Source organism: Rossellomorea marisflavi, assembly GCF_009806575.1.
GTDB classification, from domain to species: Bacteria; Bacillota; Bacilli; order Bacillales; family Bacillaceae_B; genus Rossellomorea; species Rossellomorea marisflavi_A.
In genome coordinates, this window is record NZ_CP047095.1 from 2,555,139 (window position 1) to 2,573,041 (window position 17,903).

Sequence of the window (17,903 nt, forward strand, 5' to 3'; positions counted from 1 at the left end):
CCCTTTCACCTCCTATGAGAGGAACAGCTCAAATAATTTCAAGGTATCCATCTTGGCCGTTTCCAACGAATGCTCGGTCCCTATACAGGATGGGCATCCCGTTTCACACGGGCACCTTTCCACCATGTTCTTCGTTTCTGTAAGCACTTCTTCGACCTGGTCAAATACCTTTTCACTCAGCCCCACCCCTCCAGGGTAGCGATCGTAAATAAAGATCGTCGGTCTTTCATTGTGAGCCGCCTTGATCTGGGGTACGACGAAGATATCACTCGGATCGCACATCACATAAAGGGGCACGATTGCTTTCAGGCTCTCCGCCGCCCCGATCAATCCTTCTTCCAGCCGCTCCTGTGACAATCCTGTATCCTCTTTGAGGGAAATCCAGCTGGAACTTGTGTGAATCTCTTCTTCTGGGAGATGGATCGGTCCCGATCCGATATTTTCATGTGTATCGAATTTGATTTTCTTGAAGATGGTGGCCATGGCGCGCACCATGACATCACCGAATGCCGCTTCCCATGAGCCTGCTTCTCTCTCCTTGTCCTGTTCTAGGACGCTCAGTTCAACGGCAAGATTTGCATCCGTATAGTAATCGACGTCCACTTCGCGAACGAATGCCTTCTTCTCATCCCAGTCCAGGAATTCCACTTGATACTGTATGCCCTGATGTAGATAGATTGCTTCATCATGTAGGAGGGTCATAGCCGAGAAACGATCCATCTCCCCGATCACTTTCACCGCCGCCACGTTCGTCTGGTCAACGATGATGACATTCTCCTGTGAGGCAGAACGCAAGCTGATGTTATGGGCGGGAAAGGCATCGTTCATCCAATACCACTTGCTTCCGTTTTTGTGGACGACCCTCTCCTCTGCAAGGAATTCCATCATATCCTCGACCTCGAGCCCGCCGAATGTATCATCTTCCTTGAATGGAAGTTCAAAGGCTGCGCATTTGATGTGGTCCACGAGGATGATGAGGTTATCAGGGTTGATCCTGGCGGTCTCTGGCGTCTGTCCGAAGAAGTAATCCGGATGATCGACGATGAACTGATCCAGGGGACTAGAGCTCGCAACCATGATCACCAGGGACTCGCCGTGACGTCTTCCGGCACGCCCCGCCTGCTGCCATGCACTGGCGATCGTTCCAGGATATCCCGTCATGATGCATACTTGCAGCTGTCCGATGTCCACACCGAGCTCAAGGGCATTGGTGCTGACGACCCCATAGATATCACCAGACCTCAAGCCTCTTTCAATTTCACGTCTCTGAGTAGGGAGATAACCCCCGCGGTAGCCGCGTATCGACTTGGCACCGAGCTCACCTTTCACAAGCTCCTGAAGGTACGTGAGGATGATTTCCACCCGCACACGGCTCCGCGCGAAGACGATCGTCTGGATCTTATTCTTCAGGAGCTCCCCTGCAAGCCTCCTGACCTCCAACGTCGCGCTTCTCCTTATATTCAGCGGCTTGTTTACGATGGGAGGATTATAGAAGACAAAATGCTTCCTTCCCGCAGGCGCCCCATTGTTATCCACAAGGGCCATTTCCTCTCCCGTCAGTCCTTCTGCAAGCTCCTTCGGATTCGCAATCGTGGCGGAGGTACAGATGAAGGTCGGGTTTGAACCATAGTACGCACAGATCCTTTTCAACCTGCGGATCACATTCGCCACATGGGAGCCGAATACCCCCCTGTAGATATGCAGTTCATCGATCACCACGTACTTCAGGTTCTCAAAGAGGGACACCCATTTCGTATGATGAGGGAGGATGGCAGAATGGAGCATATCTGGATTGGTGATGACGATATGCCCTGCTTTCCTGACCTTCTGCCTGATATTTGCCGCTGTGTCTCCGTCATAAGTATAACTATTGATGGCAGCACCCGTTTCTGAAATGATCTCGTTCAGCTCGCTCTTCTGGTCCTGGGCCAGTGCCTTCGTCGGAAAGATATACAGGGCCCGTGAATCGGGATTTTCCATGACTGACTGGAGGACGGGCAGATTGTAGCAGAGCGTCTTCCCGGATGCCGTAGGTGTCACCGCCGTGAAGCTCTCCCCTGCCTGGGCGTGGTCAAAAGCCGATCGCTGGTGGGTGTATAGGTTGCCGATCCCCCGGATTTCAAGTGCATGCTTGATGCGGGGATCGAGGCTCCCTGGAAATTCCACCGTGTCGGCTTGCTTTTCTTCTATTGTATGCCAATGGCCGATCTGTTCGCTGAATCGCTCATCGGTCTTTAATTGTTGAATGAGTTGTTGCAGATTGCTTTTTCCAAACATCTTGTTCACCTCATCCCCTATTTTAGCGAATCTATGTTCGAATACAAAGAAAAAAATATGGGGTATGAGTTTCCATCACCATGACTATGCCCAAAGGTTCATTCACATCGTATGGGCATTCCTCATACACTGGATGCAAAAGGCATGTCGAAAGGGGAATCACGATGGATAAATCACCAAAACATCCATTCGGCTTCGGGAATCTTATGAACTCCATGAATCAATTCTTCCATGAAAAGCCGATGAAAGGGATGTTGCAAAGCATTGATGATTTTTTCTCCTCCTCACAGAATCCCTGGGGTTCCTTCCCCGTGGCCCTGGAGGAGCGGACGGACTGCTACGTCATCACCGCCGAGGTCCCGGGAATCAAAAAGGAGCAGATCGAGCTCGATATCTTCCCTGATTATATGACCATCAACATCACCAGAATCGAAGAGTTCACAGAAGATAATCAACGGAATCGCACGTTCAGCTATCAGAAGTCCACCTCGCGCAGCAGCAGGAGCATCGCGTTCCCGGGCACGATCGATGAGAGGGGGCAAAAAGCTTCCTTGGCAGACGGCATCCTCACCGTCATCCTGAAAAAAGACACAGGCAACAGACTTCGAATTGAATGAAGCAAGATGCTGTGACAAACCTGTGTTAGTCATAGTAAAACCCGAATTCATTTGACTAGGCAAATGAATTCGGGTTTTTAATTTGTTTCATGACTTGCGATTTCATTGTTTCCAGCCGAGTGGAGACCCCGTGGGCATGGAGGAGGATCGAGGAAAGGGAAGTTTTGCAGGGAAATCATGAGCGGTATAAAAACCCTATACTGATCGTGTTAGTCATATGAAATACACTACTTCAAAAATGCCCCGAATCCCTTCACAAGAGAAGATACTTGGTTGATTGCCCCCATCATTTGACTGCCGGTGTTCATCATTTTATTGAGATCGAATTTGCCATCCTGTGATTTGAATGAATTCAGCATGCCACCCATTCCCCCTGAAGAAGGCTTCGCCATGAATTTCGCCTTCGGATAAGGGTTGGCATACCCTTGTTGAGAAGCATACGCCTGATACGGATTATATTCCTTTGACTGCAGTGGATTATCGAAATACGGATTTGAATAATAGCTCTGTGACGGCATTTGTGAATAAGGCATCATTTGGTGGACCTGTTCCTGCGGGGGAAGCTGTTGCTGAAAGGGATCCATCCCCAGATTCGGAAGGCCCCCGTATGGATTCTGCCCATACGCGGGGTGCATGAATGGATGAGCTTGCCTTTGGTGATGGTGTGGATACATATGAACCCTCCCGTTCGATTTCATCATTTAGTACAGCATATGATGCGTCAGGCAAAATGGTGAAAACACCCAGGAAGGTCAGATTTTTCGACAATCATTGTCGATAGTTACACTATTCTTACAACTCTTATCCGCCGTCTTCACATGATAGAATTGTGTCAGGAATCCCCTGTGGCACCGCTCGGGGAGTGAGCCTGTTGAAAAGACGGTAAAGGGAGGAAACACAATGAGTTTAAATGAATTGATTCAATGCTACAAGACGAGTAAACACGACGATGCAGCCAATCACCTCGACCTTCTGACCATGGCCAAAAAACTTTATATTTCCAATGAAATCACTTTTCAACATTATAAGGAGCTCATCAAAGACCTTGAGCCGACGACGGACCATCAATAAATAGAAAGAATCTGCAATGAAAAAATCCGGGGCCCGATTGAAGGGGCCCCGGATTTTTCATGACTCACGTGCAGCTTCCCTTCAATCCTTCCTCAGTTCATGGAGCTGTGTCCCCAGCACGTAGGAAACAGATTGATAATGACTGATGAAGCGATTATAGCTTGATTCCGGGAAGAAACAATGAACCGAAAGCATTTCGATATTATCGTAGGTGTTTGAAATTTGAGGAAGGTGAAGATGTTTTGGCCTGGACGTTGCTACCCATTCTTCGGATAAAGACCTCCACTGATCATTCAAGCTTTTGACCTTATCCGCGTAGGGTTTCACATCCTGGTAAAAGTCCCCCTTCTCCCCACTTTCCCTTCTTCGTTTGTATTCTTCTATCATGAAACCTGCTTCAGTGAGCAGGCTATCCGTCACACCGATCAACTTGTCCATCCGCGAATCCCCCAGGTTCAAAGTAAAAAGCAGCCAAAAACACGGCTGCTTCATTACAGTCATTTTATGATGTCTTCCTGGATAATTCAAGCTTTTACACTGCGAATGAAGGGGACGGACGGCGAATGTCCCTGATCCCTTCACATCGATCCAGCTGATTTTCAACCTTCTGCACCTCGATGTGGAAACTGTCGACTCTATCCTGCTTCTCGATTCGGATCCGGTCATACAAATTTTGTTCCAACTGATTAAGACTTTCCTCGATCTCGGCAAGCTTTAACATGATTTCCTGTTTCTGATGCATAATGGGGTCCTCCCAGCATTTTGATTTACTAAGAGTATTCTCCCTTTTGAAGGCATCCCCTCCCCCTGTGACAAAACTAGAAGCGTTTCGGCAAAGATAGTGGACAACAGACAAGGCTTCGACATGATTGAATAAAAGGAGCGTCCGCACTTCATACTAGGGATGGAGGTGGAAAACATGAAAAAGCAAACGAAAGATCCCAAGCAGCAGGAAACCAAGCAAAATGCTGCTAAAGGGAATCCTAAACTAACCGGGCCGGACCGCCCTTCCACTTAATAGAAGAATGATGAAGACCCGAAGGCTGAAGTGCCCCGGGTCTTTTTCTATTCGTTCCCGTCATTTGGAAAGCCTCAAGGAAAGGGCCTTCTTGATCCATTTGGCGAAGCTATTCATTCTCATCAGCTGCTTTTCCTTATGAATGAACCAGCTCTTGATCTCCACTTCTGAAGGGATAGGTACGGGATCAAACCAGTCTTCCCTCACCCGTCCTTCTATTGACCAGTCCTTCTTTCTTCTCATATGGTGGGTAACCTCACCGTAGACGCTGCGGAGATCTGGCGAGGAGGTACCGGTCGGCCCTTCTGCGTATTCCCTTCGTGATCCCTTTGGTTCGACCGCGACCGCCCATTTGAAAATATCGGAGAAATGGTCGCTGTGGAAAAGGATGCTGTACAGCTTCTTTCCCAGAAGGATCCTGTTGTCCAAGTCCCTGAACCCATGTACACTAGCCCCGTAGAGCCTCCCATCCAGGGTCGGGAAGATCACCGAACTGAAATGGAGACGATCTTCAACGAAAAAGAGCGGGGACGTAAAGACCTTGCGATACACGGGATCAAGGATCACAGGTCCTTGTATCAAATTTTGCTCGTTGATGATCAGCGCCGTCACCAGACGGTCTAGATCCCGATGCTCCCAAAAATACTTCCACTCTGTCTTCATGAAGGAAGAAACGTGAAACTCATCGAGGAGATGAAACATTTCCACCCCCGCTACAACGGAATAATGGTAGATGAGGAGCTGGGGATAGGCATCTTCAAAGATCATCCAGTTGGCGCGTTCATAGGTCATGAACAGGTCCTCTCGTCGCCTTTTGGAAAGGATGTCTCCAAGGACCCCTCCTTCGAGATCGGTCATGTTCCAACCGGCATTCCTTGATACGAGGGACGCAAGGAGTGACCATCTGACTTCACCGTGCCACTCAAAGAAGCCTTGATAGGCCATCGTCCTCGAGATATTATCCCTATTGTGGTCACGTACCTGGGCGCGTATCATCTTGATCCAATAGCAGAGAGGTTTATCCTGTCCGATAGAGGGTATATTCGGATAGATTCTTTTCATCTGATCCTCCCCGAGTCCTTAATATATCTAGGGTGAGGACATTTGTAATGATTTATTCACACAAAGTCGGGGACTTTCTGGTATGATATAGATTAGTCTGCGAGGTGTATTACCATGAAATTCCATTATCCGAATGGAAAGAAATATGTGGAACCGGAACGACCCTCAAAAAAACCCGGGGCTAAACCGAAACAAGTAACGTATGGCAACAGGGGGATGACACTCGAAGAAGATATTAATGAAACCAATCTGTATTACCTTGCGCAAGGAAAGGCTGTCATACATAAAAAGCCCACACCTGTGCAAATCGTTGATGTCCTCTATCCTTCAAGAAGCGCTGCAGTCATCAAGGAGGCCTATTTCAAGCAGCCCTCCACTACCGATTACAATGGCGTCTTCAGGGGCAGATACATCGATTTTGAAGCAAAGGAAACCAAAAACAGCACGTCCTTCCCTCTCAAAAACTTCCATGAACATCAAATTACCCATATGGAAGAGGTTTATAAACATGACGGGATCACGTTCGTCCTCCTTCGCTTCTCGGCGACGGAAGAAGTGTTCCTGCTTCCCTTCCCCTCTCTCCATGCCTATTGGAAAAGGATGCTGGACGGTGGACGAAAATCCATCACCAAGGAGGAAATCGAGAGCGATGGGACAAGGATACGCCTTGGGCTCCATCCAAGGGTCGACTACTTAAAAATAGTCCAAGAGTTATATTTTTAGCTCTATGAAAATGAGTTAATCTATATTTTGTCTTCTTCCATGTTGTATATTTCAAAACGTGGACAATACTAAATTAGACAGAAGATTGAAAGCGAGGAACCAAAATGGCTGGTGAGTATAAATCCAGAGAAGAAAAACGCCTTGCCCAGCAGAAACAGAAGCCCTCAGGTAAAAAAGGGAAGAAACGTTCGCTGTTCAAGCGTGTCATCTTAACATTATTCGTCATCGGGATCATCGGGATGGTCGCAGGAGGAGGGCTATTCGCCTATTACGCCTCGAGTGCCCCCGATCTTGATGAGAAATTATTGAAAGATCCGATCGCTTCGGAAATCTATGACATGAACGGTGATCTCATCACCACGGTCGGAAAGGAAAAGCGTGAATACGCCAACTTCGAGGATATTCCAAAAGTGATGCAGGACGCGGTCCTCGCCACAGAGGATAATCGTTTCTATAAGCATCACGGGATCGACCTCATTCGCCTTGGGGGCGCCGTCATGGCCAATATTACAGGTGGCTTCGGTTCCGAAGGGGCCTCCACCATCACCCAGCAGGTGATCAAGGGATCCTTCCTGAATCCCGAGAAGACGTTGAAACGTAAAGCCCAGGAAGCATGGCTCGCCATCAAGCTCGAGCAGGATTACACAAAGGAAGAAATCTTCGAGATGTACTTCAACAAAGTGTATATGTCCGATGGCATCAACGGAATGGCCACTGCAGCCGATTATTACTATGGTAAAGATGTCAAGGACATCAAGCTGAATGAGGCAGCGGTAATTGCGGGTCTTCCTCAGAGTCCTAATAATTATAATCCGTTTGAACATCCGGAAGCGGCCGAGAAGCGACGGAACATCGTCCTTTCCCTAATGGCTCAGCATGGAAGGATAACAGAGAAACAAAAAGAGGAAGCACAAAAGATCCCGATTACGGAAGGCCTCGTATCAAAAGAGGATCGTGCTAAAAAGAACGACAACAAATACCCTGCCTTCGTCGATGCTGTAATCGAAGAAGTCGAAGACATGGGTGATTACAACATCTATTCAGATGGACTGAAGGTCTATACAACGGTCGATCCGAAAGCACAGGATCGCGTGGAAGAAATCCTTGCAGGTGAAAACACATCCTTCACGTATCCTGAAAAATACGACCAGCCGATGCAGGCCGGCATCACCCTCCTTGATACAAAAACCGGTGAGATCCGTGCCATCGGAGGAGGACGTGAACAGGATAAAAACGTACAGCGTGGATTCAACTATGCCACAGACATCAAACGCCAGCCGGGCTCTACGATCAAACCGCTGATCGACTATGCACCGGCCGTTGAATACTTGAAATGGTCCACGTATCATATCCTGGATGATGAACCATATAAATATTCCGACGGAACAGAACTGAATAACTACGATGGACAATTCAAAGGTCCGATCACCATGAGGGAAGCCCTCTGGGATTCACGGAATATCCCGGCACTGAAGGCATTCCAGGAAGTCGGCCCTGAAAAAGCCGAGGACTTCGTGAATGGACTTGGGTTGAATTTCGACCATTATTATGAATCTGCCTCCATCGGCGGTGTATCACCTGGTGTCAACTCCGTCCAAATGGCAGGTGCATATGCTGCTTTCGGTAATGAAGGGGTCTATACGAAACCTCACGCCATTCAAAAGGTTGTCCTCCGCGATGGAGAAACGGAAGTCAAACCTGATATCAAACCAAAAGCCGCTATGAAAGAATATACGGCCTATATGATTTCAGATGTGCTGAAGAGTGTCATTGATAATCCAAGGGGTACAGGGCTATACGCCAAAGTACCAGGGCTTCCGATGGCAGGTAAATCAGGTACCACCAACTACTCTCAGAAAGATCGCGAGAAACTGGGAATCCCGAAAGCAAATGCACCGGATTCATGGTTCGTCGGATATACGACCAACTATACGGCGGCCGTCTGGACAGGATATGAAAAACAATCCAACTCCCTCGATCCGACCGACAGGCATATTGCCCAGTATATCGTGAGTGATTTGATGAGTTCCGTACATGAAGGTGTCGACACGGCAGACTTCAAAAAGCCGAACTCCGTCGTCGAGTCGAAAGTCGAAATGGGAAGCAATCCAGCAAGACTCCCTAGCGACTATACGCCTGATGACCGCATCATCACGGAACTGTTCGTACGCGGTACAGAACCATCCAAAGTGTCGTCTGAATTCGATAAGATCGATGCACCTAGCGGACTGAATGCAAAATACGATGATAAGAAACAATCCATCAAGCTATCTTGGGATTATAAGAAAAAGAAAGACGTCACGTTCGAAGTCTCCGTTTCAATCAATGGGGAGTCGAAACAAACCCTGACAACAACGGATAAAAAAGGCTTGAATGTCGATAACATTCAAGGCGACGGTACGTACGCCTTTGAAGTCGTAGCCATCTCTGGCGGTCAGCGAAGCGACCCTGCTTCCACGAGCGTGACGGTGAGCGGCAATGATGACGAAGAGCAAGCGGAAGAACCGGAAGATCAACCCGATGACAATGCCGATGATGGCAACACCGACAATCCTGACAACCCAGGCAATGAAGATGGCCAGGGCAACGGAGGAGAGAACGGGAACGGGAATGACAACGGAAATGGAAATGGAAATGGAAATGGAAACGGGAACGGCGGAGGAAACGATAATGGCTCCGACAGCGGAGACGGCGGCACCCCTCCAGGAGATGAGAATCCTCCTGCAGAGGGTGACGGCGATCAAGGAGGTACCGACACCGAACCACCAAGTGACGGTGGAACGACAGATGGAACCCAAGATCAAGCCCCTGCTCCGGCCCAATAGAAAAAAGCAGCGAGTTCACTTACTCGCTGCTTTTCTTTATGGACTTCATTGCCCTGTCCTTTGCGTATCTCTTCCATTGTTCTGCAAACAGTTCCTGCAGCTGCAGGAAGGAATGGGCAAGCCTTGGATTCTGCTCGATGAATGAAAGCCTGTCCACGACGTTGTGGGGCTTCAACTCCAACCATTCCACCCTTTTCTGCCGATCCGTCAGATCGACCTCCTGCCCATTACTCCAAAACAAGAGCTGATAGAACCATAGGATGGCCCTTCTCATTTCATCTGCGCATGCAGGATCACGTGTTTTGAACAGGGTGGAAATCCCGTCTTTTCCCTCTTCCCAGTTTCGATACGCCTCTTCGGGACGAAGGATGGACCCTTCGCATTCTCCATCGCCTTTATTCTCACCTGCTGCAAAGAGGGATATATCTGGCTGCCCTTCTGCTCGATCTTTCATACCCTCACCTTTTTCTTCATTCGCTTCTGCCCTTCCCTGCATAAATCAAGAAGAGGACAGATTTCACACTGAGGGGACTGTGCCTTGCAGTGATAGCGGCCGAAGAAGATCAGGCGGTGATGCGTTTCGCTCCAATCTTCGCGGGGAATCTTGCGCATGAGCGTCTTCTCGACTTCGAGAACACTGTCCTTCCAGCGGCAAATGCCCAACCGCTTACTGACTCTCTCCACATGGGTATCAACGGCCAGGGCCGGGACACCAAAGGCGACGGACACGACGACATTCGCTGTCTTCCTTCCGACTCCCGGCAGCTTCACAAGCTCCTCATGTTCTCTGGGGACCTCCCCTCCATATTCCTGAAGAAGGATCTCACAGAGGCTGCGGATGTTCTTCGCTTTGTTTCGGTAAAGTCCAATGGACCTGATATCCTGCTGGAGTTCTTCCAATGTGACGGCCAAATAGTCCTCAGGTTCCTTGTATTTCTGAAAAAGGTTCTTTGTCACCTTATTGACCAAGACATCTGTGCACTGTGCAGAAAGCAGGACGGCGATGACGAGCTCAAAAGGATTTTCGTGTACAAGCTCACAATGAGCGTCCGGGTACATGACCCTCATTTCATCCAAACATATGGCAATCTGTTTATTGTTAAGCAAAGACATACAGCCTCCTTATCACTTGTAAGGGATCACCGGTTACGCAGTGATGCCCCTCTCCTTTGCGTTTGAAAAAAGACCGGCCATGATGGCCGGTCTTTTATGCCCTATTGCTCCAACCAATTATAAAATGGAACCGACTTGCGCTTCCCTTCTGATTTGACTTCCTTCGGTGCAGCCGCTTTTTGATGCGGACGGAAGCGCTGGCTTTGGTTACGGGCATCCTCGATGGTCTTCACGCCATTTTTCTTCCATTCGAATAAAATGCGATCAATATATCGAAAATTAAGCTTCCCGGAGATGACAGCCTCCCTCAGGGCAGCCTTGATGATGGTCGGATTATGCTCATCCTGATCAAGCCACATGGCAAGGGTCTCGCACTCAAGGGGGGAAAGGGGACGAGCGAATTCCTGTTCGAACACGGAATAGATGTCCGCCTCTTCCTCCATCGCCTGCACGGTCTGCTCCCTCTTATCATCCAGAATGACATGGTCCGCCAGTTTACTCCATAGTGGTGTCAGGCTGTAGCGTTCGAAGAGGATGCCTTCCTGGGAAGCTCCCTCTTCGATTCCGAGGAATTGATGCTGGATCAGTTTCCTCAAAAGGGAAGAACAGTGCTCAGCACTTAAGGTCATGCTTTCCGAAAGGTCAGTTGGTGTCGGGAACTGATTCCCCTTATCCATATGCCCGTAGATATTCAGTAATAGGACAAGCTCGGTTTCATTCAATCCGAGAGCTTGATAATGTTTCAATAATAAATGGGGGATGTTCAATGTCCCTTCCTCGATCCAGGACACCATCAGTCGTTTATGATCCATAGTACTAACACCTCCTAACCAGTATATCATGGCTATGGGTCATTTTCTCATATTACAGGGTGTTTTTCTTTTCCATGTCGCCTTAAAAAAAGAAGGCCATCCCGTGCACTATGCACAGGACGGCGTTTTCCTTACGGATATAGACGGTTCAACAGACGCGGGAATGGGATGGTTTCCCTGACATGCTCCACGCCGCTGATCCAGGCAACGGTACGCTCAAGACCAAGTCCGAATCCTGAATGAGGAACTGAACCATACTCCCTCAATTCAAGATACCATTTGTATGCATCCGTCGCGAGATCGTGTTCTTCGATGCGCTGCTTCAACAGTTCGGCATCATGGATACGTTCTGATCCACCGATGATTTCCCCGTATCCTTCCGGTGCGATCAGATCGGCGCACAGGACAACATCATCACGGTCTGCATCAGGCTGCATATAAAACGGCTTCAATGAAGTCGGGTAGTGCGTGATGAAGACCGGTTTATCGTAACTTTCGGCAATGGCTGTTTCATGTGGCGCCCCGAAGTCATCGCCCCAGGTGATATCATCGAACCCTTTCTCATGAAGAAGTTTGATGGCATCATCATAGGAAATGCGCGGGAACGGAGCTTTGATCTGTTCAAGCTTGCTTGTGTCGCGTCCAAGACGCTCGAGCTCTAGCTTACAGTTTTCAAGCACACTCTGCACGATGTAGGACACATACTGCTCTTGCACTTCAAGGTTTTCATTGAATGTGACAAAAGCCATTTCCGGTTCGATCATCCAGAACTCGATGAGATGGCGTCGGGTCTTGGATTTTTCCGCACGGAATGTCGGACCGAAAGAGAAGACCTTCCCGAGGGCCATGGCTGCCGCTTCCATGTACAGCTGTCCGCTTTGAGAAAGATAAGCGTCCTCTTCGAAGTATTTGGTTGCGAATAGCTCAGTGGTTCCCTCCGGTGCACTTCCGGTGAGGATCGGCGGATCCACCTTCACGAATCCTTCTTTATTGAAGAATTCATACGTTGCCCTGATGATTTCATTCCTTACCTTCATCACGGCGTGCTGCTTGCGGGAGCGCAGCCATAAGTGACGGTGGTCCATGAGGAACTCGGTCCCGTGCTCCTTCGGTGTTATCGGGTAATCCACGGCTTCATGGATCACTTCGACATCCTTCACCTGAAGCTCATATCCGAAAGGTGAACGTTCGTCTTCCGTCACGACACCTGTCACATAGAGGGATGTTTCCTGAGTAAGGGATTTGGCCTTTTTGAAGATGTCCTCTTCGACTTCGGCCTTGACGACGACACCCTGGATGAAGCCGGTACCGTCACGCAGTTGTAGAAAAGCGATCTTGCCGCTGGAACGTTTGTTGGCGAGCCATGCACCGATGGTCACTTCTTCCCCAACAAAACGATTAACTTGAGATATTGTGGTTTTCACGATTTATTCCCTCCAAAAACTTATACACATATGTATCGTACCCTATTATACCTTCCCGATCATCGTGTCGCAACAGATTGGGAAAAAGAGCCCCTTCAACAGGGGCCGATCCTTACTTGCTGCGGTCTACAACAAATGTGTGAATCCGTTTCAACGCTTCCTCCAGGGAATCAAGGCTGGTTGCATAAGACAAGCGGATATTATCCGGTGATCCGAAGCCGGAACCGGGGATCACCGCCACCTTCGCTTCCTCAAGAAGTGCCTTCGTGAAGGCATCCACATCTTCATAGCCTGTCATCTCTGCCGCTTTCTTGACATTCGGGAAAAGGTAGAATGCCCCTTGGGGCTTAATGCACTGGAATCCAGGAATGGCATTGAGCTTCTCGAACAGGATGTTAAGCCTCTCTTCGAATGCCTGCCTCATATGTTCCACAGGTGCTTGATCCCCTTTATACGCCGCGATGGCTCCGTATTGGGACGTAGTGGTCGGATTTGAAGTCGAATGGCTTGCAAGATTCGTCATCGCCTTGATGATCGTTGCATCACCCGCCGCATAGCCGATCCTCCACCCTGTCATGGAATGGGACTTCGACACTCCGTTGATGACGATGGTCTGATCCTTGAGCTCCGGTGACAGCTGTGCAATCGAGATATGTTTGTTCCCATCATATACAAGCTTCTCATAGATTTCATCCGAAACGATAAGGACATCATGTTTGATGCACGCTTCACCGATCGCACGAAGTTCTTTCTCGGAGTAAAGCATCCCCGTCGGATTGCTCGGGGAATTCAGGATGAGGGCTTTCGTTTTGGACGAAAGCACCCCTTCAAGTTGCTCAGGTGTGATTTTATATTCGTTTTCCTCTTTTCCCTCGACCATCACCGGGACACCTCCGGCGAGCTTGACCTGCTCAGGGTAGCTCACCCAATACGGAGTCGGAATGATGACCTCATCCCCTTCGTCCAAGAGCACCTGAAACAGGGTATAAAGGGCGTGCTTCGCACCGCTCGTCACGATGACTTCACCGGGGCCATACTCAAGTCCCTGATCAGTCTTGAATTTTTGGATGATGGCTTCCTTGAGGGCAGGAGTACCGCCTGATGGGGTATACTTCGTCTGACCGCCGACCATCGACTCATGTGCCGCCTGGATGATATGGTCAGGGGTGTTGAAGTCGGGTTCACCTGCTCCAAGTCCGATCACATCGATTCCCTGCTGCTTCATCTCTTTCGCCTTGGCCGTAATGGCCAGTGTTGTGGAAGGTGTTAGTGCACTTACTCGTTGGGCTAATGAAATGTTCATCGTGACTCACTCCTGTATTATAGATTTTCTATTTTTTTCCACCATTCTCCATTGGAGAACAGCATATAGAAATAATTCAGTTGTTCCTGATCATCAAGGTACGTAATTTCCCATACTGGACCGACGGACTCATAGCCGAGACGCACGGAAAGAAGTTCCTTTGGCTCGATCTCACTTTTGAGCTTTTTGACGGCTTCTTCCTTCGAGATGCCACCGTCCCAGTCCCTCTCGATGATTTCCCCTTTACCTTCAGGAACCCATGCAACCTTTTTCTTGCCGTTTTCATCCTTACCGATGATGACGGAATAGGCTTTGGTTCCGTTATAGAAGCTTGTATCATCGATTTTGGTGATGCCCGTTTCATCCTTGACGCGGTCGATTGCCGCTTCCGATTGTTTATGGAGCGGGCTGCGTGAGTTTTTATAAATCAAGAAGGCCGAAGTGCCACCAATGAGCACGAAGGCAATCACGATTATCGTTATCCATTTTTTCATCATCATCACTCTTTTATGTACGATAGATTGTTAGTACTGCCACCTGCTGATCTTCCGGATCAAGTGCGAGGCCAAACATATAGTCGTCTTTCTTCAACGTCCTGTTCAATTCGTCTACCACTTTATAAAGGTTATCCGTATAGTCGATCCGAAGGGTAGATAATATTTCGATCTTACTTTCCATGATGTTCCTCCTTCATCGATTGGTATGTTACATTCTACACACATTATAACAACATTTCTCCTTCGTGTAATCGAAGAATGTAAAAACTTCACTCCATATGTTCATGCACTTTCTGGAGGGGTGAATCCGTTTGCCATAACCCGGCCCCTTCCCCGGAGGCTTTCCTGTCACCGGGGTTCAAAGCCAATCTTCGATCTGATCGATGAGTTCGAACAGATCCCCTTCCTGCACCGGCATATTCGGGATCGAATCGAGGAATGCCTTCCCATATCTCGTCGATATGATGCGACGGTCATAGACGATGATGATCCCCCTGTCACTGCTCCTTCTGATGAGCCTTCCGATCCCTTGTTTGAAGCGGATGATGGCTTCCGGAAGCGAGAGGGCCGAAAATGGATTTTTTCCAGCCGCTTTGAGGATTTCCGCCTTTGCCTGTGTGACTGGCTCATCAGGAGGGGAAAACGGGAGACGCACCATGGCCAGGCACGAGAGATCCTCGCCAGGTATGTCGACACCTTCCCAAAAGCTGCTTGTACCAAAAAGGATCGCCTTATCGAAACGCTGGAAGTTCTTTGTCAGCCTCGTGCGGCTTCCCGATGTGATCCCCTGTGCCATCAGCACATACTCTTCGAGAAGCCCGGAATCCTTCATGAGCTCATACGTCTTCCGGAGCATGTCGTAGGAGGTGAATAGGATGAGCATCCTCCCCTTCGTGGCCTGTGCCACTCCGATCAGATGGGAGCTGATGGACTCGATATATTCTTCATTGGTCACATGCTGGATCTCCGGTACATCTGAAGGGATGAACAACCTCGTCGCTTCCCGGTAGTCGAATGGAGAAGGTAGTCGGAGGGTGCCGGCACCCTCGAGCCCGATTTCCTGAAGGAAGAAATCGAATGAATCGCTGACCGTCAGCGTCGCAGATGTGAGGATGACGCTCTCTTTTTTCACAAACACTTCATCCCGGAGTTGATCAGCCACCGTCACGGGTTGGCCTTGGATGGTCAGGGAGTTCGGCAAGGATCTTGTATCCCCTTCAAGCCAGATGACATATTCATCCGACGCCTTCAGGAAGAGGGTGGAGAGTCCTGAATGCAGCTCATTCCAATCAAGCAGGAACGAAAAGAATTCTTCGATGAATGCTTTCTCAGGATCACTAAGCCTGACTTTCTTTTCTTTTACGGTATCAAGAACCTTCCTGAAATGTCCTTCGATCGTTTTCATATGGGAAACGACCCTTTCGATGATCATCCTGACGGGCATCCACTGCCTGCTTTTCTTCACATCTTCCGTCAGGCGCCATTGGATCTTGTTTACGCCCGATCTCTTTTTGGATTGCTTATAGAATGTCGAAGCAAGCACCGTGAACGCTTCTTCGAGTTCTCTGTAAAAGTCCGTGATGAGACGGTCGAGCTCAAACGGGTGGAGTTCCATAGTGACCGAATGGTTGGCCAAAAGGTCATCAAGACGCTTATACAGCTGGTGATGGTCCAAGGATCCGAGTTGGGAAACCGTGAATTTAATGGAAGGATAGTCCAGCATGATCCCAAGATGCTGCCTTGCAGCCTTTTCTAGATGATGGGCCTCATCGATCACAAGATAGTTGAAGTCGGGGAGCATCTTTTTCTCCATTTTCACATCGGTCAGAAGCATGGAATGGTTTGTGATGATCAGATCGGCCTCAAGGGCCTCCTTCCTTGCAGAAAGGTAGAAATCCTTCGACACCCACGGATCTTTGTGATGAGGCAGATGCCATCCGTCCTGCTTCAGCCGGTTCCAGAACAATTGTCCGCCTGAACTCAGGTTGAGTTCGCTCATATCTCCGGTTTCCGTCCTAGTAAGCCAGACAAGGATCTGCATTTTGGTCAATGCAGCATCATACTGCGCTTCGTCTTCCCTCAGGGACTGCTCGAATTTGAACAGATTGATATAATGATTTTTCCCTTTCAGAAGGACGGTCTTAAACGGAAAGGGAGCGATGGCTTCCAGGCGCTTGATTTCCTGCTGTAGAAGCTGCTCCTGAAGCTGGATCGTATATGTACTGATGACCACCCTTTCCCCTCTACGGATCGCAAAATCGAGGCTGGGCCATAGATAGCCGAGGGATTTTCCGACGCCCGTCCCCGCTTCGATCACCATATTTTTGGACAGGTGAAAAGCATCCGTGATGCTTTCCATCATAGCAAGCTGTGCCCCCCTCCGCTCATAATGGGGGACGGATTTCCTCAGGAGCTCCTCGATTCCTTCTCCCTCGTCAGCATCCCCTTTGGAGATCTGCAGCTTGCTTTTTTTCTTGATGGCAAGGCCCCGGTGGACCTCCAGCCCTTCGGGAAGATCCTCGATCCGCTCATATTTGTCATGGAGGATCCGGTCAAAGATCAAGTAGAGATCACTCTTCAGATGATCGGACAGCTTCCTTAGCTTTTCCAGTGTCACCAAGGGCAATTCGTTGAGGGTGTCGATGAAGTATAAAAGGATTTCTGCCGTGACGTAGGCATCACTGTCAGCCTGATGCGGTCTCACATGACTGACATCGAGGGTGCTTGACAGCTCGGATAGTTTGAAGCTATCCGCAGACGGAAACGCGACTTTTGCCAATTCCACCGTATCGACCGACGGACCGTCAAAAGGCATATATCCGCTTTCTTCAAGCTCCGCCTGAAGGAAAGATAGATCGAAATTGACATTATGGGCAACAAATACCGCCCCTTCAAGGATCTTATGGACCACGGGTGCGATTTCTTCAAAGGCCGGGGCATCCCGGACCATGTCATCATCGATGCCCGTCAACTCTTCGATGAATGCCGGAATCGGCTTGCCCGGTGAGACAAAGCTCGTATATTGGTCGGTAATCTTACCGTTTTCGATCGTGACTGCCGATAGTTGAATGATCCGTTCTCCCCTCTTTGGGGAATTACCGGTCGTTTCAAGATCGACGACTACAAATTTCAATGGATCCATCTTCTTCACTGCCTTCATT

The 17,903-nt window shown here is 49.0% G+C and carries 17 protein-coding genes; 4 read left to right on the plus strand and 13 right to left on the minus strand.

Going from position 1 to position 17,903, the window contains the following annotated elements; genetic code table 11:
* Positions 1 to 12: 12 nt before the first annotated feature.
* Positions 13 to 2,277 (minus strand): DEAD/DEAH box helicase, encoded by a 2,265-nt coding sequence (locus tag D5E69_RS13270; protein WP_063191629.1) that lies wholly within the window; start codon positions 2,275 to 2,277, stop codon positions 13 to 15.
* Between the two features lie 164 nt (positions 2,278 to 2,441).
* Here D5E69_RS13270 and D5E69_RS13275 point away from each other — a divergent pair, with 164 nt between their 5' ends.
* On the plus strand, positions 2,442 to 2,894 hold the full coding sequence (locus D5E69_RS13275) for an Hsp20/alpha crystallin family protein (protein ID WP_048014961.1): 453 nt from the start codon (positions 2,442 to 2,444) through the stop codon (positions 2,892 to 2,894).
* Between the two features lie 227 nt (positions 2,895 to 3,121).
* On the opposite strand, the gene D5E69_RS13280 is transcribed toward D5E69_RS13275, so the two are convergent.
* Positions 3,122 to 3,568 (minus strand): YppG family protein, encoded by a 447-nt coding sequence (locus D5E69_RS13280; RefSeq protein WP_053072034.1) that lies wholly within the window; start codon positions 3,566 to 3,568, stop codon positions 3,122 to 3,124.
* 226 nt (positions 3,569 to 3,794) lie between these two features.
* Between D5E69_RS13280 and yppF the strand changes: the two genes are divergently transcribed.
* Positions 3,795 to 3,965, plus strand: coding sequence for a YppF family protein (yppF, locus tag D5E69_RS13285; protein ID WP_082139316.1), 171 nt, complete (start codon positions 3,795 to 3,797; stop codon positions 3,963 to 3,965).
* An 81-nt stretch (positions 3,966 to 4,046) separates the two neighbouring features.
* Here yppF and D5E69_RS13290 read toward each other — a convergent pair whose 3' ends face one another.
* The 3 genes from D5E69_RS13290 to D5E69_RS13300 all read right to left on the minus strand — a co-directional run bounded on the left by D5E69_RS13290 (position 4,047) and on the right by D5E69_RS13300 (position 6,045).
* Entirely contained in the window at positions 4,047 to 4,403 is a 357-nt protein-coding gene (locus tag D5E69_RS13290) for a YppE family protein (RefSeq protein WP_048005851.1), read from the minus strand.
* 94 nt (positions 4,404 to 4,497) lie between these two features.
* On the minus strand, positions 4,498 to 4,707 hold the full coding sequence (locus D5E69_RS13295; RefSeq protein ID WP_048005852.1) for a hypothetical protein: 210 nt from the start codon (positions 4,705 to 4,707) through the stop codon (positions 4,498 to 4,500).
* A 336-nt stretch (positions 4,708 to 5,043) separates the two neighbouring features.
* The gene (locus D5E69_RS13300; RefSeq protein WP_082139318.1) at positions 5,044 to 6,045 is read right to left on the minus strand and encodes a DUF2515 family protein; all 1,002 of its coding nucleotides are present in this window, start codon (positions 6,043 to 6,045) and stop codon (positions 5,044 to 5,046) included.
* 114 nt (positions 6,046 to 6,159) lie between these two features.
* Between D5E69_RS13300 and recU the strand changes: the two genes are divergently transcribed.
* Both recU and D5E69_RS13310 read left to right on the plus strand, forming a co-directional pair.
* Positions 6,160 to 6,768, plus strand: a complete 609-nt coding sequence (gene recU / locus D5E69_RS13305; RefSeq protein ID WP_048005853.1) for a Holliday junction resolvase RecU — start codon at positions 6,160 to 6,162, stop codon at positions 6,766 to 6,768.
* Between the two features lie 104 nt (positions 6,769 to 6,872).
* Entirely contained in the window at positions 6,873 to 9,593 is a 2,721-nt protein-coding gene (locus tag D5E69_RS13310) for a penicillin-binding protein 1A (protein ID WP_159129770.1), read from the plus strand.
* 19 nt (positions 9,594 to 9,612) lie between these two features.
* On the opposite strand, the gene D5E69_RS13315 is transcribed toward D5E69_RS13310, so the two are convergent.
* The 8 genes from D5E69_RS13315 to dinG form a co-directional block, all read right to left on the minus strand.
* Positions 9,613 to 10,047 (minus strand): YpoC family protein, encoded by a 435-nt coding sequence (locus D5E69_RS13315; protein ID WP_053072036.1) that lies wholly within the window; start codon positions 10,045 to 10,047, stop codon positions 9,613 to 9,615.
* Positions 10,044 to 10,700, minus strand: coding sequence for an endonuclease III (nth, locus tag D5E69_RS13320; protein ID WP_048006376.1), 657 nt, complete (start codon positions 10,698 to 10,700; stop codon positions 10,044 to 10,046). The genes D5E69_RS13315 and nth overlap by 4 nt, the downstream gene beginning before the upstream one ends.
* A gap of 107 nt (positions 10,701 to 10,807) precedes the next feature.
* Positions 10,808 to 11,518 (minus strand): DnaD domain-containing protein, encoded by a 711-nt coding sequence (locus tag D5E69_RS13325; protein WP_048005855.1) that lies wholly within the window; start codon positions 11,516 to 11,518, stop codon positions 10,808 to 10,810.
* Positions 11,519 to 11,649: 131 nt separating this feature from the next.
* Complete coding sequence (gene asnS / locus D5E69_RS13330; protein WP_048014963.1) at positions 11,650 to 12,942, minus strand: asparagine--tRNA ligase; 1,293 nt, start codon at positions 12,940 to 12,942, stop codon at positions 11,650 to 11,652.
* A gap of 112 nt (positions 12,943 to 13,054) precedes the next feature.
* Positions 13,055 to 14,239, minus strand: a complete 1,185-nt coding sequence (locus D5E69_RS13335; protein ID WP_148795750.1) for a pyridoxal phosphate-dependent aminotransferase — start codon at positions 14,237 to 14,239, stop codon at positions 13,055 to 13,057.
* 23 nt (positions 14,240 to 14,262) lie between these two features.
* Positions 14,263 to 14,715, minus strand: coding sequence for a cell wall elongation regulator TseB-like domain-containing protein (locus D5E69_RS13340; RefSeq protein WP_159129771.1), 453 nt, complete (start codon positions 14,713 to 14,715; stop codon positions 14,263 to 14,265).
* A gap of 37 nt (positions 14,716 to 14,752) precedes the next feature.
* Positions 14,753 to 14,923 (minus strand): YpmA family protein, encoded by a 171-nt coding sequence (locus D5E69_RS13345; RefSeq protein WP_079516288.1) that lies wholly within the window; start codon positions 14,921 to 14,923, stop codon positions 14,753 to 14,755.
* A gap of 177 nt (positions 14,924 to 15,100) precedes the next feature.
* A complete protein-coding gene (dinG, locus tag D5E69_RS13350) occupies positions 15,101 to 17,884 on the minus strand; it encodes an ATP-dependent DNA helicase DinG (protein WP_063191745.1) in 2,784 nt (927 codons plus the stop codon).
* Between the last annotated feature and the right edge of the window lie 19 nt (positions 17,885 to 17,903).